The organism is Pontibacter sp. JAM-7, assembly GCF_048548695.2.
GTDB lineage: Bacteria > Pseudomonadota > Gammaproteobacteria > Pseudomonadales > Balneatricaceae > Neptuniibacter.
Genome location: NZ_JBLYIF020000002.1, coordinates 142,641 through 167,175 on the forward strand (window position 1 = coordinate 142,641; position 24,535 = coordinate 167,175).

The 24,535-nt window shown below is 54.2% G+C and carries 41 protein-coding genes; all 41 read right to left on the bottom strand.

The features are described from left to right. Nucleotides 1–138: 138 nt before the first annotated feature. Nucleotides 139–2,184: a hypothetical protein gene (locus tag ACFVYJ_RS02845; protein ID WP_419413818.1), complete on the bottom strand. Its 2,046-nt coding sequence runs from the start codon at nucleotides 2,182–2,184 to the stop codon at nucleotides 139–141. A 25-nt stretch (nucleotides 2,185–2,209) separates the two neighbouring features. Beyond that, a complete protein-coding gene (locus ACFVYJ_RS02850; protein ID WP_419413817.1) occupies nucleotides 2,210–2,674 on the bottom strand; it encodes a DUF4376 domain-containing protein in 465 nt (154 codons plus the stop codon). Further along, nucleotides 2,674–3,444 (bottom strand): hypothetical protein, encoded by a 771-nt coding sequence (locus ACFVYJ_RS02855; protein WP_419413816.1) that lies wholly within the window; start codon nucleotides 3,442–3,444, stop codon nucleotides 2,674–2,676. The genes ACFVYJ_RS02850 and ACFVYJ_RS02855 overlap by 1 nt, the downstream gene beginning before the upstream one ends. Then, complete coding sequence (locus ACFVYJ_RS02860; RefSeq protein ID WP_419413815.1) at nucleotides 3,444–4,046, bottom strand: hypothetical protein; 603 nt, start codon at nucleotides 4,044–4,046, stop codon at nucleotides 3,444–3,446. The genes ACFVYJ_RS02855 and ACFVYJ_RS02860 overlap by 1 nt, the downstream gene beginning before the upstream one ends. Nucleotide 4,047: 1 nt before the next feature. Beyond that, nucleotides 4,048–4,653, bottom strand: coding sequence for a hypothetical protein (locus tag ACFVYJ_RS02865; RefSeq protein WP_419413814.1), 606 nt, complete (start codon nucleotides 4,651–4,653; stop codon nucleotides 4,048–4,050). 59 nt (nucleotides 4,654–4,712) lie between these two features. Next, on the bottom strand, nucleotides 4,713–6,824 hold the full coding sequence (locus ACFVYJ_RS02870) for a hypothetical protein (protein ID WP_419413813.1): 2,112 nt from the start codon (nucleotides 6,822–6,824) through the stop codon (nucleotides 4,713–4,715). After that, the gene (locus tag ACFVYJ_RS02875; protein ID WP_419413812.1) at nucleotides 6,808–6,981 is read right to left on the bottom strand and encodes a hypothetical protein; all 174 of its coding nucleotides are present in this window, start codon (nucleotides 6,979–6,981) and stop codon (nucleotides 6,808–6,810) included. Before ACFVYJ_RS02875 ends, ACFVYJ_RS02870 begins: the two co-directional genes overlap by 17 nt. Nucleotides 6,982–7,058: 77 nt before the next feature. Beyond that, nucleotides 7,059–7,403: a hypothetical protein gene (locus ACFVYJ_RS02880; protein ID WP_419413811.1), complete on the bottom strand. Its 345-nt coding sequence runs from the start codon at nucleotides 7,401–7,403 to the stop codon at nucleotides 7,059–7,061. Next, nucleotides 7,403–7,564, bottom strand: a complete 162-nt coding sequence (locus ACFVYJ_RS02885; protein WP_463254850.1) for a DUF6171 family protein — start codon at nucleotides 7,562–7,564, stop codon at nucleotides 7,403–7,405. Before ACFVYJ_RS02885 ends, ACFVYJ_RS02880 begins: the two co-directional genes overlap by 1 nt. After that, nucleotides 7,546–7,953 carry a phage tail tube protein gene (locus tag ACFVYJ_RS02890; protein ID WP_419413809.1) on the bottom strand — a complete coding sequence of 136 codons (408 nt, stop codon included), beginning with the start codon at nucleotides 7,951–7,953 and terminating at the stop codon, nucleotides 7,546–7,548. Before ACFVYJ_RS02890 ends, ACFVYJ_RS02885 begins: the two co-directional genes overlap by 19 nt. Nucleotides 7,954–8,078: 125 nt before the next feature. Next, the gene (locus tag ACFVYJ_RS02895; protein WP_419413808.1) at nucleotides 8,079–8,282 is read right to left on the bottom strand and encodes a hypothetical protein; all 204 of its coding nucleotides are present in this window, start codon (nucleotides 8,280–8,282) and stop codon (nucleotides 8,079–8,081) included. Nucleotides 8,283–8,284: 2 nt separating this feature from the next. Then, on the bottom strand, nucleotides 8,285–8,617 hold the full coding sequence (gene gp17 / locus ACFVYJ_RS02900; RefSeq protein ID WP_419413807.1) for a tail completion protein gp17: 333 nt from the start codon (nucleotides 8,615–8,617) through the stop codon (nucleotides 8,285–8,287). Beyond that, complete coding sequence (locus tag ACFVYJ_RS02905; protein ID WP_419413806.1) at nucleotides 8,614–9,063, bottom strand: HK97-gp10 family putative phage morphogenesis protein; 450 nt, start codon at nucleotides 9,061–9,063, stop codon at nucleotides 8,614–8,616. Before ACFVYJ_RS02905 ends, gp17 begins: the two co-directional genes overlap by 4 nt. Further along, complete coding sequence (locus ACFVYJ_RS02910; RefSeq protein ID WP_419413805.1) at nucleotides 9,053–9,388, bottom strand: phage head closure protein; 336 nt, start codon at nucleotides 9,386–9,388, stop codon at nucleotides 9,053–9,055. The genes ACFVYJ_RS02905 and ACFVYJ_RS02910 overlap by 11 nt, the downstream gene beginning before the upstream one ends. Continuing rightward, nucleotides 9,388–9,732 (bottom strand): hypothetical protein, encoded by a 345-nt coding sequence (locus ACFVYJ_RS02915; RefSeq protein WP_419413804.1) that lies wholly within the window; start codon nucleotides 9,730–9,732, stop codon nucleotides 9,388–9,390. Before ACFVYJ_RS02915 ends, ACFVYJ_RS02910 begins: the two co-directional genes overlap by 1 nt. Nucleotides 9,733–9,736: 4 nt before the next feature. Continuing rightward, nucleotides 9,737–10,315 carry a head-tail connector protein gene (locus ACFVYJ_RS02920; protein WP_419413803.1) on the bottom strand — a complete coding sequence of 193 codons (579 nt, stop codon included), beginning with the start codon at nucleotides 10,313–10,315 and terminating at the stop codon, nucleotides 9,737–9,739. 82 nt (nucleotides 10,316–10,397) lie between these two features. After that, entirely contained in the window at nucleotides 10,398–10,574 is a 177-nt protein-coding gene (locus ACFVYJ_RS02925; RefSeq protein ID WP_419413802.1) for a hypothetical protein, read from the bottom strand. Nucleotides 10,575–10,608: 34 nt separating this feature from the next. Next, the gene (locus ACFVYJ_RS02930) at nucleotides 10,609–10,986 is read right to left on the bottom strand and encodes a hypothetical protein (RefSeq protein WP_419413801.1); all 378 of its coding nucleotides are present in this window, start codon (nucleotides 10,984–10,986) and stop codon (nucleotides 10,609–10,611) included. A gap of 25 nt (nucleotides 10,987–11,011) precedes the next feature. After that, the gene (locus tag ACFVYJ_RS02935; RefSeq protein WP_419413800.1) at nucleotides 11,012–12,226 is read right to left on the bottom strand and encodes a phage major capsid protein; all 1,215 of its coding nucleotides are present in this window, start codon (nucleotides 12,224–12,226) and stop codon (nucleotides 11,012–11,014) included. 14 nt (nucleotides 12,227–12,240) lie between these two features. After that, complete coding sequence (locus ACFVYJ_RS02940) at nucleotides 12,241–12,894, bottom strand: HK97 family phage prohead protease (RefSeq protein ID WP_419413799.1); 654 nt, start codon at nucleotides 12,892–12,894, stop codon at nucleotides 12,241–12,243. Further along, nucleotides 12,872–14,089, bottom strand: a complete 1,218-nt coding sequence (locus tag ACFVYJ_RS02945; protein WP_419413798.1) for a phage portal protein — start codon at nucleotides 14,087–14,089, stop codon at nucleotides 12,872–12,874. The genes ACFVYJ_RS02940 and ACFVYJ_RS02945 overlap by 23 nt, the downstream gene beginning before the upstream one ends. After that, complete coding sequence (locus ACFVYJ_RS02950) at nucleotides 14,089–15,753, bottom strand: terminase large subunit (protein WP_419413797.1); 1,665 nt, start codon at nucleotides 15,751–15,753, stop codon at nucleotides 14,089–14,091. The genes ACFVYJ_RS02945 and ACFVYJ_RS02950 overlap by 1 nt, the downstream gene beginning before the upstream one ends. Continuing rightward, a complete protein-coding gene (locus ACFVYJ_RS02955; protein ID WP_419413796.1) occupies nucleotides 15,750–16,223 on the bottom strand; it encodes a phage terminase small subunit P27 family in 474 nt (157 codons plus the stop codon). Before ACFVYJ_RS02955 ends, ACFVYJ_RS02950 begins: the two co-directional genes overlap by 4 nt. 102 nt (nucleotides 16,224–16,325) lie before the next feature. Next, on the bottom strand, nucleotides 16,326–16,682 hold the full coding sequence (locus ACFVYJ_RS02960; protein WP_463254858.1) for an HNH endonuclease: 357 nt from the start codon (nucleotides 16,680–16,682) through the stop codon (nucleotides 16,326–16,328). Then, the gene (gene lysC / locus ACFVYJ_RS02965) at nucleotides 16,654–16,938 is read right to left on the bottom strand and encodes an Rz1-like lysis system protein LysC (protein WP_419413795.1); all 285 of its coding nucleotides are present in this window, start codon (nucleotides 16,936–16,938) and stop codon (nucleotides 16,654–16,656) included. Before lysC ends, ACFVYJ_RS02960 begins: the two co-directional genes overlap by 29 nt. Next, the gene (locus ACFVYJ_RS02970) at nucleotides 16,829–17,152 is read right to left on the bottom strand and encodes a hypothetical protein (protein WP_419413842.1); all 324 of its coding nucleotides are present in this window, start codon (nucleotides 17,150–17,152) and stop codon (nucleotides 16,829–16,831) included. The genes lysC and ACFVYJ_RS02970 overlap by 110 nt, the downstream gene beginning before the upstream one ends. Next, nucleotides 17,142–17,321, bottom strand: a complete 180-nt coding sequence (locus ACFVYJ_RS02975) for a hypothetical protein (protein ID WP_463254859.1) — start codon at nucleotides 17,319–17,321, stop codon at nucleotides 17,142–17,144. Before ACFVYJ_RS02975 ends, ACFVYJ_RS02970 begins: the two co-directional genes overlap by 11 nt. Before the next feature lie 8 nt (nucleotides 17,322–17,329). Next, nucleotides 17,330–17,746 (bottom strand): response regulator, encoded by a 417-nt coding sequence (locus ACFVYJ_RS02980; RefSeq protein WP_419413793.1) that lies wholly within the window; start codon nucleotides 17,744–17,746, stop codon nucleotides 17,330–17,332. After that, nucleotides 17,743–18,081: a hypothetical protein gene (locus tag ACFVYJ_RS02985; protein ID WP_419413792.1), complete on the bottom strand. Its 339-nt coding sequence runs from the start codon at nucleotides 18,079–18,081 to the stop codon at nucleotides 17,743–17,745. The genes ACFVYJ_RS02980 and ACFVYJ_RS02985 overlap by 4 nt, the downstream gene beginning before the upstream one ends. 65 nt (nucleotides 18,082–18,146) lie before the next feature. Next, nucleotides 18,147–18,521 (bottom strand): M15 family metallopeptidase, encoded by a 375-nt coding sequence (locus ACFVYJ_RS02990; RefSeq protein ID WP_419413791.1) that lies wholly within the window; start codon nucleotides 18,519–18,521, stop codon nucleotides 18,147–18,149. Between the two features lie 475 nt (nucleotides 18,522–18,996). Next, nucleotides 18,997–19,326 (bottom strand): phage protein NinX family protein, encoded by a 330-nt coding sequence (locus ACFVYJ_RS02995; protein ID WP_419413790.1) that lies wholly within the window; start codon nucleotides 19,324–19,326, stop codon nucleotides 18,997–18,999. After that, entirely contained in the window at nucleotides 19,326–19,925 is a 600-nt protein-coding gene (locus ACFVYJ_RS03000; protein ID WP_419413789.1) for a hypothetical protein, read from the bottom strand. Before ACFVYJ_RS03000 ends, ACFVYJ_RS02995 begins: the two co-directional genes overlap by 1 nt. An 18-nt stretch (nucleotides 19,926–19,943) precedes the next feature. Further along, entirely contained in the window at nucleotides 19,944–20,510 is a 567-nt protein-coding gene (locus ACFVYJ_RS03005; protein WP_419413788.1) for a recombination protein NinG, read from the bottom strand. Beyond that, nucleotides 20,507–21,007 carry a hypothetical protein gene (locus ACFVYJ_RS03010; protein ID WP_419413787.1) on the bottom strand — a complete coding sequence of 167 codons (501 nt, stop codon included), beginning with the start codon at nucleotides 21,005–21,007 and terminating at the stop codon, nucleotides 20,507–20,509. The genes ACFVYJ_RS03005 and ACFVYJ_RS03010 overlap by 4 nt, the downstream gene beginning before the upstream one ends. Before the next feature lie 95 nt (nucleotides 21,008–21,102). After that, the gene (gene ssb / locus ACFVYJ_RS03015) at nucleotides 21,103–21,624 is read right to left on the bottom strand and encodes a single-stranded DNA-binding protein (protein ID WP_419413786.1); all 522 of its coding nucleotides are present in this window, start codon (nucleotides 21,622–21,624) and stop codon (nucleotides 21,103–21,105) included. Beyond that, on the bottom strand, nucleotides 21,624–21,983 hold the full coding sequence (locus ACFVYJ_RS03020) for a dATP/dGTP diphosphohydrolase domain-containing protein (protein ID WP_419413785.1): 360 nt from the start codon (nucleotides 21,981–21,983) through the stop codon (nucleotides 21,624–21,626). Before ACFVYJ_RS03020 ends, ssb begins: the two co-directional genes overlap by 1 nt. Continuing rightward, nucleotides 21,983–22,252 carry a hypothetical protein gene (locus ACFVYJ_RS03025; RefSeq protein WP_419413784.1) on the bottom strand — a complete coding sequence of 90 codons (270 nt, stop codon included), beginning with the start codon at nucleotides 22,250–22,252 and terminating at the stop codon, nucleotides 21,983–21,985. Before ACFVYJ_RS03025 ends, ACFVYJ_RS03020 begins: the two co-directional genes overlap by 1 nt. Then, the gene (locus ACFVYJ_RS03030) at nucleotides 22,249–22,542 is read right to left on the bottom strand and encodes a hypothetical protein (RefSeq protein ID WP_419413783.1); all 294 of its coding nucleotides are present in this window, start codon (nucleotides 22,540–22,542) and stop codon (nucleotides 22,249–22,251) included. The genes ACFVYJ_RS03025 and ACFVYJ_RS03030 overlap by 4 nt, the downstream gene beginning before the upstream one ends. Next, entirely contained in the window at nucleotides 22,539–23,075 is a 537-nt protein-coding gene (locus tag ACFVYJ_RS03035) for a replication protein P (protein ID WP_419413782.1), read from the bottom strand. Before ACFVYJ_RS03035 ends, ACFVYJ_RS03030 begins: the two co-directional genes overlap by 4 nt. Then, nucleotides 23,068–23,955, bottom strand: a complete 888-nt coding sequence (locus ACFVYJ_RS03040; RefSeq protein ID WP_419413781.1) for a helix-turn-helix domain-containing protein — start codon at nucleotides 23,953–23,955, stop codon at nucleotides 23,068–23,070. Before ACFVYJ_RS03040 ends, ACFVYJ_RS03035 begins: the two co-directional genes overlap by 8 nt. Before the next feature lie 274 nt (nucleotides 23,956–24,229). Further along, nucleotides 24,230–24,517, bottom strand: a complete 288-nt coding sequence (locus tag ACFVYJ_RS03045) for a hypothetical protein (protein ID WP_419413779.1) — start codon at nucleotides 24,515–24,517, stop codon at nucleotides 24,230–24,232. Nucleotides 24,518–24,535 lie beyond the last annotated feature (18 nt).

A 24,535-nucleotide genomic window follows, 5' to 3' on the forward strand; every position in this document is an offset into this window, starting at 1 on the left:
CTATAATTTAGATTCAGGCTATTGGGAGAGAGCCTGGGCAGATGCTGAAAGTGCGCATATCGGCAAGTGAAGCCAAACTATCAAGAGTCACCGGGCTGTAGGCATACAGTAACGAGCTTGCGATAACTCCCGGCTTTCCTACTCAAACACCACCGTCAATAAATCATTCCGAATACCAATCTGTTCTGTCTGACTGGCGGTTACGTCTCGGTTTTCGCGGCTGTTGTCGTCGATGTCGGGGGTGTCGATGATCAGTGCCACGGGGGTTTTAAAGTCGATGGGCGCCCGGTCCTGCAGTTTCTGGAAGATGTAGCCGTTCCAGTTTTCGTCCTGCGTGCCACCAATCGGGATGGTGTGGGTGCCAAATTGAATGGTTGACGGTGTGTCGTTCGGGTCTGTTACAGCTGGGCGATATACCAGCACTGCGCCATCGCCGCTGAACGTGCCGTCTACCCGGCTAAGGGCGATTTCGATCTCTGTCACCGCTTCGCGTGATGCGCCGCAGTCAAACGTATGCTGCACCCGGGCCACTTTGCCTTTGCACTGAATACGACCGGCGGTGGTCTCGATGGTGTGGCGCAGGTCGACCTGTGGCAAAATAGGGATTTGTAGATTCACCCGGTTGGCCCGGTGGCTGCCGCGCACGGTGGTCATGCCTTTTCGGATGGCGCACCAGGTCATGTCGCGCCAGTCTTCATCGGCTCCATCCATACCGTCGGCATCCATCACCCAATCACCGTTGGCAGATTGAACCATGCCTGACATGGGCGCGGCGTAGCTATCGAAATCCTCAAACGCTTCCTGATCGTAGTCGCTGCGGATGCCGTGGGAGTTCTGGCGTTTGACTTCGCCATACTGGGCGATGCTGTCGGGCGACTGGATGGAAACGGTGATCTGCTCGCTGATGTTCTGCACAAACCGGGTGGCGGCTGTCCAGGTAGCAGCGCTGGCAAAGGCGCTTTTCACATCAGTGGTACTGCGGCTCACCTGCTCGTAGACCGGGTTGTTATCAGCGTCATACACCTGCTGGTCGTTTTCGTCTTTCTTTGGCTGCAGTTCAGCGTTGAACTGTTTGGTGCTCCAGACAATCCGGCTGCCGTAGCAGTTATAGATACCGGAATCATCCAGCCCGGTGATGCTTAGGTTGGTGTGTGGCCAGCCTGCAGACTCGATGGCCGAGCGTAGCATCTGGGTGCGCGGTGGCAGACCCCATGCGCCGTACTCGCAGGCCGTCAGGTCTGAATCAAAACTGAAGTTGCGCTCGCGGTGGCGCAGGCGTTTGTATTGCCGCTCGAATGTGATGTCGACCCGGTTGATAATGCGGCCACGGTTGGCAATCACCACTTTAGGCTGTCGGCGGTAGATGTCGGAATCGCCCAGGGTAAAGTCCGGGGTGGCTTTGGGTGTCCAGCTGGTCAGGTGCGGCTTGCCGTAGGCGTCATAGTCTAATGAGGCCTCTACGGTTTCCAGCCGCTGCTGGATCTCTTCGTGCTGGTCGTCTGGCTCATTGAACACCGCCAGCGAGTGGTAGCCAATGCCGTCAACAAAGCTGCGTTCCAGCCCGTTATTTTGTTCGGTGCGCCGGTCGGTACAGCGCAGCATGATGTGACCGGGGATCAGGTCGATCTCTGGGATGTCCACCACGCCGGTATATACACGAGTGATGGTCGTGCCGTTTTCGATCACGTCCAGCGTGACCGGTTTGCCCTGGTACTGGATCAGGTTTTGTGTGCCACGCGGTGGGCGCAGTGATGCATCCATCAGGGCCGCATCGCCCTCGCCCCGGGTGATGGTGATGGTGCGGATCATCTGATCAGCCGGGATCACCTGTGTGCCAACCCGCAGCAGCAGATCCCACGGTTTTGCCGGGCCGATGCTTTGCGTAACGCTCTGTTCAATGCCAATGGTGGTGAGGGTGTACACCGCCTGTACGTTTTGCTCGATACCAATACTGGTGAGCGTGAACACCTCGCGCAGTTCTACGCTTTGCTCAATAGCGATGCTCAGTGGTACGGGCTGGCCGACGTTCTGCTCAATGGCAACGCTGCTAAGGGTGACGACCTCTTCAACTGATTGCTCAATGGCAATGCTGGTGAGGGTATACACCTCGCTGGTATAGCCAGACACACCATAGCCGCCAACGGGAATCGTGCCGAGGGCGTTACGACCAAGGGATTGAGACATGCGGGCACTCTGGGCGGTTTAGGGGTTAGCTGGGCCAGCCGGAATCGATATCGGCATGAGTGGGGTTTTCCATTTCCAGCAGGGCTTTTTCGCGGTTGTAGCAGGCCTGCACGAACTTGCCCACATGAGTGGCCACCTGAATGATGACCGGCGCTGTCAGTGGCATAAAGCCCTCGGGCGTTTTCCAGTGCGTGACCAGCGTACCGTCCAGAAACGCCGCCATGGCTGCCCCGGTAATCCGCTGCTGACTGATGTCGTCTGTTTCTACAATCATGCCGTTGAATGTGGTGCCTGCGTTCATGGCCTGAATACGGCGGGATTTAATGCGCTGCTCAATGGGTATTTCAGGCGCAGGCAGCGATGGCGCAAACCACCACGGGCCGTCTGGTATATCCCAGTGCTCCGGGTTGCGGGGCAGGCTTTTGTTTGGGTAGGTAGTTTCAAACCATTTGAATGGGTGAGTGTCGGTGCCGTTGGTGTATCTGCTCATTATAACCCCGCAAGCGCTGCGAAATAGTTTTCGAGGTTGGTTTGTTCTGCGCTGGTTAGCGCCCGATCAATAATCAGTGCGCCATACATATTGCCATCCAGATACAGTGACCCGCCGGAATAGGTCTGTCGCCCCATGCTAATCCGGGTTGACTCACCAAACGTGGCTGATGATGAAATAGAGCCCGACTCGGCGCCGCTGTCTGTATAGGCTGAGTGCGCATCAGCATCATTCTCTGCGCTCAGGACATGAACATCTGTATCCAGTTCTGAGTCACGGTCCAGATAACGGTTTGTTGTGTCAGGCCCATAGTAATAAAAGCGCTTACTGGTGCGCGTATCACTTGCCACATAAACGCGCTTCTGGCTATTGCTGACACCCTCTTCTAGCAGCGCAATACCCACTTCATTGGCGTTGTCGTTGCTCACCGCAACGCACATGAAGCCGCTGCCCGTCATGACGTTACTGCCCAGCGTGCCTGACACCAGGTAATCGTCTACACCGTCAAACAGTAACCAATGCAGGCTGCTGGCAGTTTTATAGGTCGGGGGTGTAGAGGCGTTGGTTAGATGATTACCGTTGCCCGAAATATCATCTATACGCTGAACCGGATCGCCATCGGCGGATACCGCAGTTGTGGCAGCGGTGTCTTGCCACAAAGTTGAGGTTTCTGCAGGTATCCATGACCCGCCCTCTTCACCATTTGCGAACAGATCAGACGGGTGAAAACTACCATTGTTGGCACCCGCTATCAGTCGCCGGGCCAGCATCAGTTGATCACCCCGCCATACTGCCCGTACAACACGCCGCCGGTTTTCCACCACACAATCACGCAGGCGGCAGGCAGGCCGCTGAGGGCGGTGTCGCCCACCAGGGTGTAGGTTGGCCAGGTGGGGGTGTAGGTGTCGGCATCGTATAAATGCTGGGTCACGCTTTGCCCGTTACTCAGGCCATCGGTGAAGGTGGTGTTGGCGGTTAGGGTACGTTCCCAAATCAACTGGCCGCTGGATTTGATCACGGTGCCAGCGGCGCTGCTGGTTGATTCGGTGTAATCGTTGAACGTGGGGTTGTCTGGGTTTTCAAAACTGCTGGCGGTTGCCACAATTTCGATGATGTCGCCGCTGCTCCAACTCTGCGCTGTGGTGCCTTCCTGTGCACGCACCACGGTGAGCGTGTTGGTGCTGATGCCGGTGATTTTGATCAGCTCGGTTTTGGTGGGGCTGGTGAGGCTGTCGGTCAGCTTGGCGATGTAGTATTCATCGGTGCCGAGTGCATCCGGGGCGGTATTGACATCAAAGCTGGTGTCGCCGGTGCCGACCGATCCGGTGCTGATTGTATCGCCGTAAAAGTTCTGGTATTTGCGCCCTGCCATGTTATGCCGCCGTCTCGATTGGCTCGTTGAAAGTGAGCGTTATGTTTGGTTTGCCAGTGGTGTTGGTGACGTGGTTCACGGCATTGGTGAGGCGCACGTGGATCTCGATCTTGTTGGCCGTGCCGCTGCTGATGGTAGTTCCCAGCGACAGCGCCGCACCGGCGGTGGCAGAGTCGAGCCCGGCAGATGTGGTGGCCAGTTTGATCTCTGTGGTTTTGTGCTTTTTGCCGTAGCACTCCCAGATCACGCCGTTGTCGTTAAACTGGTCGCCCACGGTGGTGGTCCATGTCGGCTCTGTGCTGGCATCGGTGGTGCCGGCGGTCACACAGATGTACATGTAATCGTTGGGGGTGCTGGGCTCGATCAGATCCCCTACCGCTGCCTCCGTGGCAACCGTCCAATCGGTGAGCGTGTCGGTGGGGGTCAGGGTGATGTTATCGGTGCCCGGGTTGCTGTTGGCCTGCAACTGCCGACCGGTCAGCGGACTGCCGAGGTAGAGCACAAAATCCTGATCGTTGTCGGAGAAATCCGTCTTATGCACAAACGCACTGGTGCCACCGTAGGCGGTGCTTAACGATGTGTCGGTAAAAAGGTTAAAACTCGGCATTGCGGGCCTCTAAACGCAAAAACCCGCCGAAGCGGGTTGGGAAATAGGAGGTTTGGGAATTACTGATCGACAGCGCGGGCTTCTGATGCCGCTTCTTCGCGGGCCAGTTGTTTCACTTCACGGATGAAGGCAGGGTCTGCCAGGACTTTGCCAGACAGATTTTTGCCATCGCCCATCAGTTCGAGGGTCAGGCTGCCCATGGATTGGGTCTGTGGTTGGTTCAGGCTGTTGAAGGTTTTTGCTTCGCCCTCTGCGCTGCCGCGCATGGCTTTGCCCATCTGCTCAGACTGGTAGCGAATATTCCCCATGACCTGCTCAAAGGTTCGTCCAGCATCTTCAATCGGCTGCAGGTATTTCTGGCGGTTGTATTCAGCCATTACCTGCTGCGCATCGGTCTGAGATTTTTCAGGCGCAACATTACTGAACGACTGACGCCCGTTCTCGATGCTGCGGACGATATCATTCGTAGATGCCTCGATGGCCTGCACTTGTTTCTGTGCGGACTCGATAGACGCATTACGCCCCGCCTGTGCCGCTCGCTCGAACATGGCCTGATAGTCTTGCAGCGTAACCGGCGCGTTTTTGCCTTCCAACTGATCCTTGGCCATTTGTGCCAGTTGATCGACCACGGCCTTCATGCCTTCAATGTCGAAGTTCTCTCCACCTAAACGGGCGTTGTCCAGTGCCAGGGTGGCGATGTGACGCTGCAGCAGTGCAACGCTTGTGGTGGCACTGTCGGCGGTGATGTAACCGGCTTTGATGGAGTCGGAAAAGCGCTTGGCGGAATCCTCAAAACTCTTGCTGCTTTTCAGATTGTCCTGACTGGCCCGGCCAAAGATCCGGTCTGTATCGACTACGCCTGTACCACCGCTGCCGGTGGTGATATTGTCGCCTAATTGATTTTGACGATAGCGATTAAGCGCGGCCTCTACACCACCTAAAGCATCAGTGTTCTTGCCAGTTGCGTCAGTATTATCATTATTTGAGTCTGTGTTATCGTCAACTGGATCATTTAAGCCAGCAACCATCTTTTCATAAAGCGCCTGGGCTTCAGCTTGAAAGTCTTCAAGAGTTTTGGCTGCTTCATTATTATTTTTTATATCACTTTCAAGATCTGCTATTTTTTTCTCTCTCTCCGCGATCTGCTTATCAATATCTTCCCCAGTAAATAATCTTCCCACCATTGCTGCTGGATAATATTTGGCAAACTTGTCCTCAATAAGAAGGAGTTTATTTAACCGGAGCTCAATCTTTGCAAGGTAGGTGTCAAGGTTCGCAAAGAAGGTTATCAAGCCAGCCCCTGCTGTCAGGATTGTCCTGATAGCTTCCAGGACGAATCCTGCCGCCTTTTTTGCAGCCTGATCCACCCCGCCAAAGCTATCCACCCATTCGATTATTTCCTGAGTCAAAACATCCAGCGGGCCAGAAAGCTGACCAGTCAAGTGCGACCAGAAAGCTTTACTGCGTACAAGTAGGTTGTCGATTGAGGTACTGAAACGAGTGGCGGCAGATACCGCTTTGGAATCAATAATCAGCCCGGCCTTTTCTGCCTCGGCTGAGAATTTGCGGAACGCTTCGGCATTTCGGTCAAGCAAAGGCAGAAGGTATGCGGCATCGCCTGCAATAGCTTCCAGAAAGAACACTTTTTCCTGCTGGGTCAGCGGCTCGATGGCTTTGCCGATTTTCAGCAGCGCCTGATCCGGTGACAGGCCAACAAAGTCCTTAATGCTCAGGCCAAGCTGGTCGAACAAATCAGCCGCAGCGCCCCCGCCGGTAACTAGAAAATCACCCAGCTTGTCAGATACGTCTTTGAAGATGTCGCCCATCTTGTCGGCTTCGATGCCCACCGATTTACCGGCGTACTGCCACTGCTGCAGCGCTTCTACGCTGATGCCGAGCGACCGTGAGAGCGTGTCCAGTTGCCTGAGTGTACTGGCCCTGAATGCAATCGCGGTGACAAATCCCGCCAAAGCGCCCGCCCCTGCCAGTGCTGCTTTGGTGATGGCACCAATGGCACCGGCAATGGGGGCAAAGGTTTTTTTCAGCTTCTGGGCTTTTTTCTTGGCGGCATCCACAAAGTTGGCCACAGCACCACGGGATTTTTTCAGCTCTGTGACCAGCTTGGCCGAGTTGGCCTGCAGTGATACGACCAGCTTACTGATGGTTGCCATGGCGTTTACCTAAGTGGTTTTTCATTTTTTCGGCTTGCTGCTCGGGGGTGAGCTGCCGGGAGGCTTCCAGTTCGGCCTCTCTTTCAAGGCGTTTGCGGAAGTCTTCGTCTTGCAGCAGGTCGTAGGCCATCTGCTCGCGCACATCGGCTACGTCCATGCGCTGTTCCAGTTCATAGACAGGGGTGTGCAACCGTCTCGACAGCCCAATCAGGTAATGCCGGAACGGTCGCCGGGTTAGTTTTTTGCCAATTCCTTCAGGTCGTCTTCGTCAAAGCTGTTGAGCTTGTTGCCTTCTTCAAAGATGCGCTGCAGGGCACTGGCGGATTTGTCTGACAGGGCTTTCACATCAGCGGCTGAGAACAGGTTTTTGCCGTTCTCATCCACGCAGATCATGGCGATGTATTCCGCATGGACCGTGGAATAGTCCAGATTTTTATTGAGCATCTTCTGCTCAAACCGCCCTTTTTCACCGGCAGACAGTGAGCGGATACGGACATCGCCGCCCCACTCTTTAATCGCTACCTCAGCGGTTTTTTTATCGTCGGCCTGCAGGATTGCATCGCGTGTGAGTAGTGCCATTACCATTTCCCCTTCGGACAGTTGGCGTTTTCGAGTTTGGTTTTGAGTTTCATAAAGCAGCCGCAGACCCGGCAGCGCTTGCCTGTGAAGTGCTCACAGGTTTGGCAGATCGCTAACCGCTGCTGGGCCTTTGGTGTTAACTTCATACAACGGTGCTCCATACAACAGAGCCGGTCACTTTCAGGGTGGCGGTGCCGTTCAGCACGTCATTCACGCCGCCGGAACTGGAGATGGATTTGACGTAAGCGTTAAACGTGGCAACGTCATCAGATGGCAAGGTAATCACTACCTCACGGGTGGCCTGTGCCGCTTTGGCGGTTTCCATTGCAGCCTGACCTACATCGTTGGGGTCGCGCTTCAGTTCGATGGTGCAATCACCAAAATCCTGAAGCCCCTGACGGTATTCCATCGCTGTGGATGCCAGGGTGGTGATGTCAATATCAGCCGCCTGACCATCACCAAAAGAAAAGGAGACACAGCCGCCCACGGTTTGGGCTGTCGTGCCATCGTTAAAGGTAACTGTTGCGCCTTGGGCATCAAGAACAGCCATGGGTATTTCCTCCGAGGGAATGTGCCGCTTCACAGCGGTGTGGTTTGGGTGCCCACCTGGGTGTCATCACGACAAGCCGGGCATAAAAAAACCCGCCGGAGCGGGTTGGGTTAAAACGGGGTTGTTTAGATACTGAGATTGACTTCAGTAACGGACACAACAAACTGCGGCGAGGTGTCAGACATAGATGTCACTTCTTCCATGCCGATCCTGATATCCGATACACAAATGCCGGTTTCTTTTTTGAATTTTGTGACCATGTCGCGAACAGTCAGTCCGATTTCGCGCTCAAGATCGTCTTTTGCCTTTGGAAGTTCTCGGGTATCCATAGTTACCTCATAAACGTGTAGTCAATCGCATAGCGGTAGTAGTTCTGCTCTTCGTCGTGCAACGGAACAAGCCCTACCCTGTAATAACTGGCCAAGGTACTGAGCAGGGTGTTTTTCAGGCTGTCGGCACTGGACCCAGTATCAGCCCAGACGCTGAAGCTGTAACGGACACGGGATATGCCAGTGTCGCCTGCCAGGGTGTTTTCTGGCGTGTCTGAGACATACTCAAACGTGACCGCCGGTAAGTTGGCACGCTCTGGCAGCCAGCCGTTGTAAACGGTTGCTGTGCCTGAAAAGGCGGCGCTTAACAGGGTGTAGATTTGGGCTTCGGTCATTTGGTGGCCTTTTCTATGGCTTTAACCAAGGCTTTCTTGAAGATACCCAGTACGGTTTCTGCGTTGTCGTTCAACGCAGGCCGAAGAAATGGCTCAGGAGCTCGGCCTCTAACGCCGTATTCCTGTGCTGCGACTTTCGCGTCTTGCCGGTTGATCTTCCGTTTTGTTTTAGAGCCATCTGATTGCTTTTCTGTCAGAGTGCGCTTAAATGAGCCAACCTCTGCCGTAACAGCATTGCTCTTACCTTTGCCTTTACGGGTACGGATAGACAGAGATGCCTTCATGTCGCCGCTGTCTTCCCACGCATTGGCTTTGGCATCATCCAATACGGGCTGCATAGATTTACGGGCGGCGTTTCGCAGTGTCTTGAAGCCAGTTTCAGCACCCAGGGCAATCAGTTTTTTTTCAATCTCATCAAGCCCTTCTACTTTGAAATCAATTTCCATCCACCTGAACCTCTGTGCAGGTAATCAGCATGTCGGTACGCCGTCCGTCCGGGTCGATGGGCTGGCCAGTGATTTGGTAATCAGTGCCGCCGTGGGTGATCCACATGCTGGTTTCTATGTCGGTGCGGTAGCGGATACGGAACACAACAGTAGCGGTGTTGGTGACGTGTTCGGATGCCCAGCGTTCATTGCCGCTGATGTGGCGTTTCTCTGCCCACAGGGTAGCCACAATGGCGTCCGGCCCTTTGGTGACACGTCCGGCGCTGTCCTGTGCGGTGGAGGCGGTTTTCAGCGTGATCCGTGTGTTGAGTCTGCCAGCACGCATCAGTATTCCAGCAGTGCTGCCTCAATGCCGGTGCCGCCGGTCACAGCGATGGTGCCGGACAGGTACGCGCTGATATCTTTCAGCGGAATAACCACCTGTGCACCGGCTGCGATTGAGCCAGTGGAGTAGCCACCGCTGATATCAACAGCGCCAACACCTGACACAGACACAGTGGACGCGCCATCGCCATCAATAGTGACGGTAAGCGCGCCGCCGGTGACGTTATCCAGGATCAACACAGGCCGTTTTGTAGAGTCATAGGTGAACGTGTCAGATGCGCCCAGGGTGGTTTTGGTAACGGTCGCCTGACCGGATGACATATCTGTCGCTGTGATGGTGGCCATGTCTTTATCCTATATTTGGCTGAATGTAGGGCTGAAGTAGCATTTTCACGCCGAATGGCAGTTCAGCCACGCTGACGCCAATAACATCGGTTTCGCGGTTCAGGTAGAGGTTGCCGATAATCAGCAGCATGGCGGCGCGGAGGTTTTGCGGCACATCGGTCGCGGTGGCAGCGATGCCGCGCACAAACTCAATCTCTACCGCGTTGATCTCTTCGTAGGTGTCCGGCCATTCCTGATCCTTGGCGAGCACCACCCGGCCAACATAGCTGGCGGTGTCTACGGTGTAGATACTGGTGGCCAGTTTTTGCTGGGCGTTGTCGGTGTCCTGATAACGAATCTCTGTCACGGATGACAGGTCACGCAGTAGTTCCATTTCATCACTGAACGCATCGGCATAGGCCGTCCATGTCTGGTCGATAATCGCCAGCCCAGTGGTCTTTTCGACATGGTGCCGGGCGGCTGCAATCAACGCGGTTATATAGTCGTCATCTTCGGTAATGGATGACTCAATGCGCAGATGCAGTTTGGCATCGGCAAGGCTGATCGGCTCAGATGCTGGCGCTGTAGTGAGTTTGTATTTCATGGGGTTTCCCTTGGGGAACGTGTCGCCTCACGGCGAGATACCTTCACAGAAAGCCACTCGTGGAATGGCTTTGAATTAAGGCTTACTTATCTTCAGCTTTTGCTTTAGCCGCTGGCTTAACTTCAGACACCCATTTTTCCTTCAGGGCAACAGCCGCCAAAGATTCTGGCAGCGGCTGGGTTTCATCCTTGCGATACCAGAACGTCTCGGCACCGGTGGGTGAGCCTTTCCAGTCGGTCAGGTTCTTGTACTCTTTCATAAGAATTCAGGCGGCATTGCTACCGCCTGCCCTGTTAAGCGATTGGGCCAACGGCCGGATTGCCGACCACCACTTCTGCGCCGTACACGCCACCCGTAGACGCGCCTGCTACAGTCGAAACCGCACGGATGTACCGCTTGGTGCCTTTGTAGCCAACACGCTGGACGGTGTCGGATGTCAGTGCAGCCAGGGTGCCCTGCAGGTCAGCAGTTGCTACCGCAGAGAAAGACGAGTTGTCGTCTGACTCTTCAACAGTTGGCGTATGTGTGCCGTCAGTGATGGTGCCCGGGTGGAAAACAACAACAGCAGAGCCGTAGTCCTGCAGGTCTACGCCTGCGCCTTCAGTGGTTGAGGTGATAGCTGCAGGCGCGATGGACTGCACCACGCCGATGTTTGATTTCAGATCACGCATGATTCTGTCTCCTGTTTATGGCGTGTTAGGAAGTGGCAAACTTCATCAGTTTGATGGCTTCAAAGTTCTGTACACCGCCACCAACGCGCTTGGTGGTGTAGAAGTTGATGTACGGTTTGCTGGTGTACGGATCGCGCAACACCTGAACGCCACGACGATCAGTGATCAGATAGCCGCGTTTGAAGTTACCAAAGGCGATGGACAGGCTGTTCGCGCCAATGTCTGGCATGAAGTCGTCAGTCTCTGCCATGTAACCCAGCAGTGTACTTGCCTGACCTGCTTCCAAACCCGGACGCCAGATGTAGTTGCCCTGACCGTCTTTCAGCTTGCGGACTTCGCCCAGGGTCAGATCGTTCATCAGGAACGCTGCACCGTTGCGGTAACCGCGCTTAAGGCTGTGCACCAGACTAATCAGCTTGTCGGATGGGTTAGAGGACGCAAATGCACCGGCGGCACCAGAGGCGATATAGCCCAGTTTGCCCCAGGCATAGCTGGCATTAGCCACAGTGTCATAAGCCAGAATGCCGCGTGGTTTGTTGATGGCATCGCCAGTAATGAACGCACCGCCCTCTTTCTCAGAGAACTCGATACCCACTTCATCACCCAGCCAGCCTTCAATATCAAAATAGGCATCATCCAGCATGGACTGGGTGGCTTTTGGCTCTGCGTACAATTCCATTGCTGGAAATTCCAGTGCGCTCAGCGTTGGGGTGTCGGTTTCTGGACGTGATTCGCGCTCACCAACCCAACCAGAGGAAGTGCCGCCCTGGTTAACCAGCTTCTTAAAGGTCGCAGAACCGACAGAGCGCACCTGTGCCAGACGGCGCATTGCACCCATATCACCCATAATGCGGTCGATCATGGTGTCTACTTCTTGCGGAACAACGTAGCCGCCATCCGGATCGGAATCCGTTGCAAAGGCTTTCTGTTCCAGATCACGCAGGCCGTCGTCATGGCCTTTACGAACGAAGCGATCAAAGGCAGCTTTGTGCTCTGCCTGGGCTTTTTTGTCCGTACCGGTAGCACCTGGGCGTTTAAGGGCGGCCAGTTCTTCTTCCAGCTGTTTTTTGTAGGTATCAAGCTCAGTCAGCTTGCCGTTCAGGGTGTCTACGGATGCAGACAGTTTGCCCTTTTCGGCTTCCATTGCGTCGATGCGTTTGTCGTTTTTCGATTTGAATTCATCAAACCGTGCGCCGAGTTCTTCGGCGACTTGTTTTACGTCCTGAATATCTACAGACATGATTGTGTCCTCGCTTAGATGCGGTTAATCAGTGATTTAAGGTGTGTTAGCGCGGTGGTTGCGTCCGCATCTCGCGGGCTGATGGCGTCGTAGCCTTTGGCCATAAAGCCTTGGGCTTGCGACTTGCTGAACCCTACCTCTCGCAGGGCGCGTTCAACGTCGGATGGGCGAGGCGTCACGCCCCGATCCAGTGCGCTTTTGACGTTGGAAATTCGTGCTTCTTCATTGGCGGGGAATGTCACCAGTGACACTTCCCACAAATCGATTTCTTTCAGGAGCCAGGCGTTTTTGTTGTCGTCATAATCCCAGTCCTTCAGCCGGTATCCGATGGACATACCGCCAAGACTGCCGGCCTTCATATGAGCATGGGCACGCTTGGCCAGAGGGTCATCCTCAATCAGGAGGCGGCCTTTCACGTACAGGCCGTGTTCGTCCTCTTTCATTTCGGTATACACGCCGATGGGCTCGTGCATGTCGTGTTGCCAGAGCATGGCCGGAAAGCGGTTTTTGCTGTTCCACTCGGCCAGGCTTGCAGCGAAAGCGCCCGCAACCACGATGTCTGAATCTGAATCTTTATTGCCGAACACGGAGCCGTAGCCCTCGAATTCACCTGAGTCGCTGACTGCCTTGATGGTCAGCGGGACGTCAAGACGTTTTGTCGTCAGCATTGGCTGCCTCCGGTTTGGTGGTCATGTTCATGGGGGTGAGGTACACATCGCCGCCCGGGCGTGGGTTAAGGTCTTCGGTTTCTCGGCAGTCGTTGGGGCTGAGAATGCCCCAGTTAATGCCCTGCCCGTAGGATTCGTAGCGGGACTTCAGGTCGCCACGCAGCAATGCTGCCGCGTTGAATTTGGCGTAGTATTTGGCGCGGTCTTGTTTGCTGAGTAGGCCTACCCGAATGCGGCTTTCGATGCGTGTCAGGTACGGCACCAGCGAGTAATTCACAAAGCTGAGTGACTGATGCTCGATGTTGCTGAAAGTGGCTCGCTCAAGGTTGGCGACCAGATGCGGCGGCACGCGGTACAGGCCGCAGATCTCGTCGCGCTGGAATTTGCGTGTCTCAAGGAACTGACTGTCTTCAAGGTTGAGGGCGGTCGGCTTCCACTCAAGACCCATCTCTAAAATCAATGGTTTGTGGGCGTTTGTTAAACCGCCATGATCTTCATTGAATTGCTTTTTAAGCCTTTCGAATGCCGGGTTGCTGAGTTCGTCTTTAGTTGTCAGTACGCCGCTGGTCACGGTACCGTTCTTGAATAGACGAGAGCCGTGCTCTTCAGTAGCCAGACCAAGACCAATGGCTTGCCGGGCATAGGCTACCGGGTTGACTCCGTTCAGGCCGTCCAGCGTCATAATGCGGACGTGCCAGATTTCATCCTGCGTTAGTACGTCCTTTGTGCCGTCTCTGAAGGTGATTTCGTAGGCGACAGACCAGTCATCGTTCAGCTTGGGATTTACCGCGCCCGGGTCGATAGGCAGGAGCTCTTTCACCTGCCCCATAACCTTTACCTTGTAGGCGTAGAAGTTGCCCCGCAGGCATAGGCAGGCAATCGCCAGCTCCCAGAATTCCTGGGCGGTCATGTAGTCGTTCGGCGCAATGGATAGCAGTTCAGACAATGAGTGATCGTCTGCTGGTTTACGCATGCCGCCTTCGCGGGTCATCAATTTGCACGGCAGCATGCCAACAGATTCGGCCAGCACCCGGACGCAACCGAACACCGTCACCAGTTGCATGGCGGTTTGCGGTGTTACAGACCGGCCAGAGAAGGTTTCTGCGCTTACACCCAGATAGGCCGCCAGTTTTTCAGGCGTGTCGATAACTTCCGAGGACGCTTTGCGGCCTAGAATGCGCGAGAAAAACTTCATTAAAGCGTCCTGATTCCGTGTGTTTCGATGTGTGATGAGAGGGTGGCTTCATCCGCATGCCGAATGATCCGGCTGATGGCGATAAACAATGCCACCATGCCGTCGATCTTGTTGTCTGCGTGTTCTTTCTGGGGGAATATGTTTTCGTTTTTATCGACCTTGGCGGTCACGTTGGAGGCCATCCAGTTGAGTACCGGGTTGTCTCCGTGGTGCAGCCGTCCTGAGTAAACAGCGGCTTCCACTTCTTTCATGGCTTCAGACAGGTTTTTAACGGTCTGCGGCACTTCCACCATCGGCGCACCGTCTTCATGCAGATGGGTGGCCAGTTGGGTTGATCCCCAGGGGTCGAAACCGATCTCTTTCACGTCGTATTCAGAGAGAATCAGCCGGAGGTCGTTTTCGATGTAGTCGTGGTCGATCACGTTGCCATCGGTGAGCGTTAAATAGCCCGCCTCTGCCCATGCCTGGTACATGTTGCCGATACTGCGGGACTTGATGTGGACCGCTTCTTCAGGCAGGTAGAATTTGCATTTCAGGTGGTATCCACCCTCGACCATGAACACCATGACCAGTGCCGCAACGTCGAGCTTGTTGGCAAGGTCAAGGCCGATAAAACAGGGCGTCTGCTGCAGGACAATATCGTCTGCTGCTTTGGGTGAGCGGTCCCACTTTTCCATGTTCAGCCAGGCAACCGCCGCATTCACCCACACGTTCAAGTGCTTGGTGAGGAAGTTATTGCGGGCGGTGGGCATCTCCTGCGCTTTCTTTGCGAGGCGGCGCATGTCGTCCCATTTCTTTGAGACGCCTAAATTGGGGTTGGCTTTGATCCAGACGTTTTCATCTGTCCAGTCGTCGCCTTCGTCCAGCGTGTAGATCAGGCCAAAATAGGTGTCATCCTGTATAACGCCTTCGAGCACTTTGCACAGGTAGTCGCGCTGCTCGTAACAGATGCCCTGCTTGTTGCTGCCTGCAGTGGTAATACAGTAGATCAGCGGCTGTTCACGGGCACCGGTGGCGGTTTCCACTACGTCGAACACTTCACGGGTCTTGTGCGCGTGTAGCTCGTCAATCAGGCCGCAGTGGACGTTCTTCCCATCCAGCGTCTGGGCATCGCTTGAAAGCGGCTCAAACTTTGACGCGCTCGGCAGGTGGTGGATGTTGTTCTGATGAAAGCCAAACGCTCTGCGCAGGTGTGGCGACTTGCGCCCCATCTCTCTCGCATCCGCCCAAACGATTCGCGCCTGGTCGCGGGTGGTAGCAGCACTGTAAATCTCTGCCCCACCTTCACCATCAAAGCCGAGCATGAACAGACCGACGCCTGACAGCTTGGTGGACTTGGCGTTCTTACGCGCCACTTCTTCGTAGATGGTTCTGAACCGGCGTTTGCCGTCTGGCGTCTTCCAGCCAAACACGTTCATCAGGATGCAGGCCTGCCACGGCTCAAGCTCTATCGGTTGTCCGGCCAGCTTGCCTTTAACGTGGGTGCAGAATGTCGGGTAAAAATCCAGATGGAACTGCGCGTCTTCTTCGTCAAACCAGATATCTTCGCGCTTCAGGTCATTCAGGTAACGCTGACACGCCAGCCGGACCCATTTGCACGCAACTATAGCCCCCTCGACCACCTGCACTGCATATTGGTGGCCTTGCGGGACGCCTGCGCTCATTTTTTACGCTTCAGATACTCTTCAAGCGGGTCGGTTTCTTCTGGGGTGTTGGTCTGGATTTTGGTGCGACTGGCAGCGGTCAGGCCGAACTCAGCAGCCATCGACTTGACGCGCTTCCAGGCATCGGCCCGCATGGCCACAGCCGGGTTGCCTTTGATGACTTCTTCGCCAGAGGTGGCAACGGTTGTGTAGATATGGCCTTTGGATTTGATCAGTTTGTCCAGATCACGCCATTCAGCGTAAGCATCGCATAGCAGTTCAAGCGCCATGCCATCCGCAATGGTGAGCACGCCCATATCTTCAAGCAGGTCGCAGACGTTTTTGAACGCCGTTTTAGCTTTAGGACTCAGATGGGCTGGAACTTTTGGCCGCTCTGATCTAGGCTTTGGTTCTTTCTTGTTAATCGGGCGTTTGCCTGCATTGCCTGTCACCAGCTTCAGCGCTGTGGGTTTAGGCGCTGGACCTGACATAAAAACTCTCCAAAAAAATATTTCTAACCTGCGTTCGTGTGTAAAAACGGGAGGCGGCGGTGCTTGCGGTTGGAGTCTGTAGAGATTTGATCCCCCCTCCCCCTATCGTGACCGCCTGGACTCATCTGCTGTCTTTGCGTCGTGGCAGGTCTTGCAGATCGCTTGCAGGTTGGTGTCTGCGTCTGTGCCGCCTTGAGCCTTCGGGATGATGTGGTCAACCGCTACAGCTGCTGTGATTCGATTACTCTGCAGACATGGCTGACACAATCCATTATCGCGTTCCATGATCTGCTTGCGCTTACGCTTCCAGGCTGAACCATATCCACGCTGGGATGCTGTCTTGCCTTGATGGTGTGCTTCCCATGACTCGCTCAAGTGGTTGTCACAGTAGCCGCTGCGATGGTTTGTTGTGCACGGGCAGCCTTGCTTTCTACAGGCCTTGGGTATCCGTCTTGGCATCTGACCACCGCTTAATATCTTGCTTGTCTGCGTTGCACTGTTTCACTACCTGCTCGCACTGAGCGATGTACTCGCCATAGGTGCCGGATAAATCAGGCGCAGGCAGAGGGACTAGCCATGCAGCAGGGACAGGCTCACGGATTGTCTCAGTGATTACGGTAGGTTTGCACCCCGTCAACAACGTCAGGACTGATAACAGTAGAGGCGCAGCGATCAGCTGACTGCTGAATTGCTTTTCTGAGCCGTTCTGTTTCACGTTGCAACCTCTGTTGTTGAGTGCGGGATTCAGCCAGTTGCCGGTCAGTCTCTACTCTGGCGGCCTGCTGTTTAGTCAGTTGGGTGGCTGCGGTCTTTAGTGTGGTTTCGAGCTGGTCGTATTCGGCCTTACGCTGGCCTCTGTCCTGCACCAGCCAGAAGATGCCAGTCACTAATACAAGGATGATTGCAGTAATGATCAGCTTAACGTTCATTCTGTGCTCGCTTGCTGAGGTGTTCTGCGCTGTTAGCCAGACCTAAGAAGCCGAACAGCATGCCAGAGAGGGAAACGTACTGATCCCCATCAATTACACCGAAGATCAGCAATACAGTGTTGGTGCTATGCGCTACAGCGGCACAGTAGACCTTCCGCATGCCAATCATGGGTGGATTCATGCTGTGGCCAATGACCGCATGCCACGGCGTTGCAAATGGTTCTCTGCCAGGCGAAGGTTCCACAGCAGTTTGTAAAGCATGTCAGGGTCGAACTTATCAAGGAAGTGGCGTGCGCCGCTCTTATAAACTTGCTCGTCTTCGTAGCGGTCATGCTTGCCCGTCAGGATGATAACAATCGGGCTTTGTCCGTTGCTCAGTTCACGGATGCGCTGGCAGGTTTCCACGCCAGACATCCCTTCCAGATTCCAGTCCATCACGATCACATCGTAATCTCTGAAGACCTTCAGACAGTCCTCGCCTGATGCGCAGGTATCAATCACCACGCCTTCAGCCAGTGAGGATTGTTTCTTCTTCAGTAATTCCGGGATCAGAATCCGGGTGGTTTTGTTGTCATCGACCAAGAGAACTTTCATCGGCCATCCTGTGCAAGCTTGATATTAATGGCCTGCTGTTCGCTGTTTAAACGCTCATACTTATTCTGCAGATCCTTATGGCCTTCCTTGCGCTCGCTGCTCTCTTTGGCGAGATCCTTCTCCACCCGCATCACCGCCCCACTCACATGGTCACTCAGCGCATCAATATCGCGCAGATGGTTTGGCTCCTTAACGCAGTTCTCAAGGTCGGCTTTATACTTTGCCAATTGTCTTGAGAGATTGTCGATCTGGGCGCTTTTCATGTTCCAGATCATCAGTATCAGGAAGCCGCAAAGACCCAGCGCAACAGCAAATACCTGCCACGGTACGTCCATATCAATCCACCTATAGGAATAAGAAACTCGTTCCCTCCATAGGTGAGGGTTGATTTGTCAGCCAGTCAAATAGCCCGCTCAAAATGGGGGCCGTCTTTGAATGTTTTCCAGTCGCCACCCCAGCGGATCTTAATACCCAACTCGTCAGCGGCTTTCTTGAATGATTCGGAAATATCCACATACAGATCCCACGTCCAATTGCCCTTGCCGTCAACATATGCCATCACATCAATGGCATCTCCGGTCAGGTGCTTACTGTTAAGGGTTCTGGACTTGCCTTGTGCAACGAGTTGTTTTTGTTCTTCTTCCGTTCTCACGCCATCGGTAATGGCAAAGTCGATGCTGGAATACATCAGCGCACGGCTGGCCACTAACACCAGTTCAGGGTGTACGCCCTTCAGATTGTCTATGGACCGCTTGGAGAACTTAAACGAGTGCATATTTTCTCTTATGGGTCAGCGCCCTGGCCGATACGCAAAGGGGCGTAGAAGGGGCAGCCAGGACGCTGGCCGATAAATTAAAAGGCACTCTGGCAGCCTTCGCCCTTCATCAACCGCTGCTGATAGCAGTCAAGTCCGTTCATATATGGGTGGCTACGGGGATTCCTCGGCCAAAATCCAATCAGCGGAAATTCGGCTTCACCGGCATATATTCACGCACCCGTACATCCCCTGAGCGCCTACTTAAAAGGCACAGGTACGCGAAACTTCAGGCACAAAAAAACCCCGCCGAGGCGAGGTTCTGTGTTCTGCGGTCACTAAGACCAATTTAGAATAATCCTATAGCTTTTCCCTTGGTCTTTCAAGGGAAAGATGTATATTTTTTAATCTGATTTCACGCCGCCATTTATGGCTTACTTAAGCCCTTCCAGTTGCTTCATATCTTGCATGGCGTGTCTCCCGACAGGCTGGTTTTTTAATCTTGTTTTTCTTTCATCATCAAAAATACAACCATTGCTGCGCGGAGTAGTTTGTTTTTACTTTCTACATGCTGATAAAAGTCCTTACCGACAACAGCTACTGCGCTACCTTGCTCAGTGCCAAACGTAATGCCTATCTCATTCTCAACAATAATCGGCAATGCGTCTGAAGGGTTGTTGCATGGGTCAAACGGACATGGAACAACCATCGGACCAGCGTTAACCCTAACTCTGACCCCTTTGTCCTCTACGGTGTAGTCAAGGATTTCGAGAACCTCAGCCACCCGCTTGTTAATCTCAAAATCACTCAGCTTGCTGTAGTCCATCACTCTCCCCCCACCACCGCTTTAAATTCATCGCCCATCACGCCTGCTTCACGGAAGCGGCGAATGCGCTGGATTTCTTCTGCCATCAATTCACGGCCTTTTTTCAGCCGTCCTTCGTACTGCCTCTCTGTCAGTCCCATCCGGTCTGCAATCTGGTGTTGTTTTAGTTTTTTGCGTGCATAAAACCCTTCGGCCAGCAATACCAGCGTGTTGCTCTCGGGCAGTTCGCCTTTCAGCAGGATGAATCGATTGCCATGGCAGACCGGGCAGACATTAGGCACCATCAGAATACGTTTGCCGTTTTCATTCACCACCGGGTACGCCTTGCCGCAGTGGTTGCAGTCATGCTTCCAACCGAACAGGTAACGAGCCGATGCAAACAGCGCATGCTCCTCCCGCATCTTCAGGGTTTCATCAATCAGTTTATCGTTGCTCCTGTCCATGCCCGATGGCGGCGGCGGATCACCCTGGAAGTCGATAATCTTCCCCAGCGTGCCCATACCGTGACAGCCTGCCTCGTACACATACCGCTCAAGGTGATTGAGGTAGATGCTCACAAGTGTGTCGATGGTGCTCTGCATATGCTTACTGATGGCCATTGCGCCCCCCTCTAAAGTTCAACCGGCCTTCTGTAACACCCGCGCCTGCTCCGCGTAGTGCGCTTTAATCGCTTTCAGTTCTTCAATGCTGTATTTCTTCGGTTCGTGTTCACCCTCCAGCCAGTCAACCCGCTGCTGGCCGATGCGCTTCACCAATCGAATGCGGTATTCCACGGTGTTACCGGACAGGTGCTGGTTACATCTGACACACTGGGCGTGGCAGTTGAATTCTTCAAACCGCAGTGCAGGACATGCCCCGACAGAACGATAGTGGCCAGCATCCATGGTGCCGCCGTATTTCTGTTCGGGTAATGATCCGCAGCTGATGCAGGGCTTACCTTGGTCCCGTAGCCTGACCCATTTGTTGAACGCCGCCTGCGCCTCTTTCAGCCATTTACTGCGCGGCTTGTTTCGCTTGCGAAAATCCCGTAGCGCCTGGCGGTTCTTTTTCGCCTCTGTCAGCCGTCCAGCTTCAATCGCGCACTTTGGATTAGGGCAACAGGCCTGCAAAGTGTTGAATGGCGTGTATTTGCCATGACAGCCGGGTTGTTTGAGTTTGCAGGTGCGCTGGCGAGGCTGGATCATCTTTCTGATTCTCCCAACCATTTCTGATAATCCTCGATACCCATCTGCGCCGGGTCGGTTAGCACAAAGCCCTTGCCCGTGAAGTGGTCCCAGATACGGTTCAAATACTGCGTCATTACCGCAACACTCATGCGGCTGGTGATGGGCATATTCACCGGCTCACCCATCAGATACAGGCGCTGCTCGTAGGTCAGGCCCATATCCAGAATGCGTTGCCATGCCTCTCTGAACTCCTCGTCATGCTCACACAGCAGCGGTACGCCAAAGTGCAACTTGCACAGGGCGCGGTACTCCGTGGCGGTATGGTCCCCCTGCCCCTCAGCGTCATTCATCCACTGAAACTGCAGGCGGTTCTGCTGCAGGCTGCGCGGCTCTTTGCCGGGTTTAATTGCAACGTGCATCGGGTACTGGTCTATACCCACCAGATAGCGCACCAGATGCTGCTTATCTGCGTCTGACTTGATGGTGCGGGTGATCTGGCGGGCGAGTTGGGTCACACTCAAGTCCTCAAACACGCATATAACAAGGCATTACAGCCGGACACCGCCGTCGATCTCATACAATCACGGACCGCAAACAAAGCCGTGGGCGCTCATACCATCAACTCCATGCCCGCATAGGCCCGCATGAACGGGATATCGTCATCCGGGAAATCCATCGGCGGCGGTGCTGTATAGGACTTCTGCGTACCGTTTGCATTCCGGTCTGTGCGCGGCGGCTGTTGCTGGCCAGACTGCTGTTGTGGAGCCTGAGCCGTGTTCTGCGCTCCACTATCGCGGCTATCCAGCATCTGCATATCGCTGGCGACTATCTCAGTGGTGTAACGATCTTGGCCGCTTTGATCCTGCCATTTACGGGTGCGCAGTGAGCCTTCCACATACACCTTGCTGCCTTTGCGCAGGTATTCGCCTGCTACTTCAGCAAGACGGTTGAAGAAAATCACTTTATGCCACTCAGTCCGGGTTTCCTGATTACCGGTCTGCTTGTCCTTCCAGCTTTCACTGGTGGCCAAGGTGATATTGGTCACCGCATTACCGTTGGGCATGTAGCGCACTTCAGGATCGCCACCAAGGTTGCCTACTAAAATGACTTTGTTGATGCCTCTTGAAGCCATTAACCTTTCCCCTCCAACATCAGATTCAGCCGTGCCAGCGCATTCCAGGCAGCATGGGCGGCGTGTAGCAGTTCGGTATCGCTGTCAGTCAGTTGCCCTGCTGCCTCAGCAAACAGATGGCGATACATCGCATCGGTGTAGCGGTTAATCCCGTCCGGAACCTGCTTCCAGCCGTTATCGGTGTATTTGTTTGCGCCATAGGTGCCAACCTCACCTACCGCCATCAGCGCCAGGGGAAATCCATTCAAGACCAGACCAAGCCGGTTCTTACCGTGATCCAGCTTTGCGCCGGGTGAATGCGGGTCTGTGCCGTGCGGGTCAGATTCCGCTGTGTAACCCTGTTTATGTGTCGGTTGCATCACTTAACCTCTGCCGGCTTGTACCACTGATTCTGTCTTTTCATCACTGAATGAATGTTCCTTGATGCCCGCTTTGCTGCCCGACTGTTCTCACCCGGGCCGTTAACCACGTTCTTTGAATACGTCTTTGCCACGGCTTTAATTTCTTCCCATTCATCCGCATCCGCTGCGTTGTAAATGTGGCTGATAAGCGGCCATTCACCGGGCTGAATATTGCGCGGATCATGGACTGTTTTTGCCAGCCATTGGCCAAGGGCAACGAGGTTCATAATTTGCCACCCTGTTTGTAGCCTTTGGCGCAATGCGCCGGCTCTTCATCCCTCACCTCTGGACAATCACAGGACGGATAGCTGCACAGCTGCGTTACGTTATCCAGGGTGTAGAGCTGGTGTTTATCCCAATACTGCTGGGCGGCGCTTTTCACCTCTGAAGCCCCTCTGACCGCGAGTGCCTGGCCGCAGAGCTTGTGCATGTCTTTGCGCATGGTGCTGTTGTCTTTTTCCAACCGGCGGATGGTGCGCAGTGCGGCAGCGTAATCGCGTTCGAGTTGGGTGCTCACCGGAATGACTCCTTCAGGCTGTTCAGCGCTTTCTCACCTGCTTTTCGGCTCTGCTGAGTGGTGACACGATCACCATGGGTGTGGTGCTCTAACTGGTTTGAGGCCCGTTCTGGCAACTGAAACACTTCACCTGCACGGATGCGCTCAATCAACGCGGCGTAGATTTTCTTGAAGGCGGGGCGGGTTTTGGCTTCCGCTTCACGCACCAGCATGAACCAGCCGGTCTGGCTGCCAGCGTGGTAGACAATCGGGTGGCTCCACGGGTGGCGTGTCACACGACGGGCGTTCATGGCCGCTTCGGTGTACGCCTCGTGCTCAGACGGAATGCCGAGTTCTGCCAGTGACGGTGAGCACAGGTCGCGGAACTCGTTGAGGTTCGGCACAAATTTGCTCTCACGCTGCAGTAGTTTGGAAAACCCGCGTTTGATGCTCTGTGCGGTCTGGTCACGCAGGCCAAGGCACCAGGTCTGGAAACCTTCGCCATCCACATCGCCAAACTGGTTGGCAAACTGGCTGCCGTAAATCTCACTCATACGAAGCCACAACTGCGTCACTGAATCGACCACCTCCGCGCTCACCTTCGCGTTGCGCATGGCGCTGTCTGACGATGGCATGCTGCCGGTCAACGGTTGATAACCTTTGGCCATGTATTCGGATACTTGCTTTGTCATGGTTGCCTCCGGTGTGAGGGTCAGGTATTTCGATCAGGTCGTCTTCCCAGCATTGGCCGTTCAGCCACGTCTCTGGATGTTTCCAGTCCGGTGCCCATACGCCAGCGGTTTTGGCACGTTCCCGATTTTCGATCTGAGACTTCAGCGCATGGATCATGCGTTGCAACAGCAGGTCGTCAGGGTTGAGCTTGGTGAACGCCTTGAGCGCCCTCGCTCTGGATTTCTTGTTGGGGTAGTTCTCATACCACTCGGCAAAGCGCTGTTCGGCGGATTGTTTTGCGCAAAGTGTTTTAGGTTCAATGACAGGTTCAAAAGAGTTACAGGTTCTGGGGTCACCTCCTGACCCTGTCAGGGGGTCATCTCCTGACCCTGTGGGGGTCATCTCGTGACCGGGTTCGCTCGTGACTGGGTCATCTCCTGACCCTGTCTGTCCATCGTCTACTGTTCTTGAGTGAACAGTTCTTTCAATGTTCTGACCTTTATCAAGGGTGAGCGTATACAGATTGCTGCTGTTGCCATCATTTCGGGTTGTAACAGAGATAAACCCCAGTTCAGCCAGTGCTTTGATATGTTTCTTAACCGTGCTTTTGCCCATCTCGCAATGGTCAGCGATGTGTTGCATAGACGGCCAGCACTGGTGAGTGTCGTCATTGGCACACTCTGCCAACTTCACCAGCACCATTTTGCTCGCCGTGTTGCCAACTTTAGCTTTCATCGCCTGCACCATTAGCATTGCACTCATTGAATGAACTCACCCTACCCTGATGAACTGACAGAAGTCTTTTGCCCCAGGGCAAAGGATTTTTTTGTTGTTTTGTGGTAGAGACATTAGATGGGCTTCCTCTGGTAGCTTTTGCAGCATTCAGCACTACAAAAAGCGTTGTTATGCTGATGCTCTTCGCCGCATTGCAGGCAAAGCTTTGTCTTTCTTTTAGGCTGCGGGCGAAAAGAGTGGTGCTGACCGGAAGATCCACAAGCGATAAGCGCTGAAGCGTAGATGGCGAATGAGCGAACATTCATATGTTCTTCTCACTGATCAACTTCTGCGCCAGGCTTTCGAAATGAGAGCCATACTGGAAACTCATGCAATTAAGGTAAATTAGGCGGCTAGCGTTTTGATCATTTAGGGTTGCTCCGGTGTTACGCTGAAATTCATCAAGCGCATCACGGAAATATCGGAGATGAGTAGATGCGTGATAACAGAGCGCATGGGCTTGTTCGTACAGCACCTGACTCATATCAGGCGCGGCTGAGACTGGTACAGACAGCACCAGGCAGGCGGCAATGATTCTCGTCTTTCGCATATCCCCTATCCCCTTCTG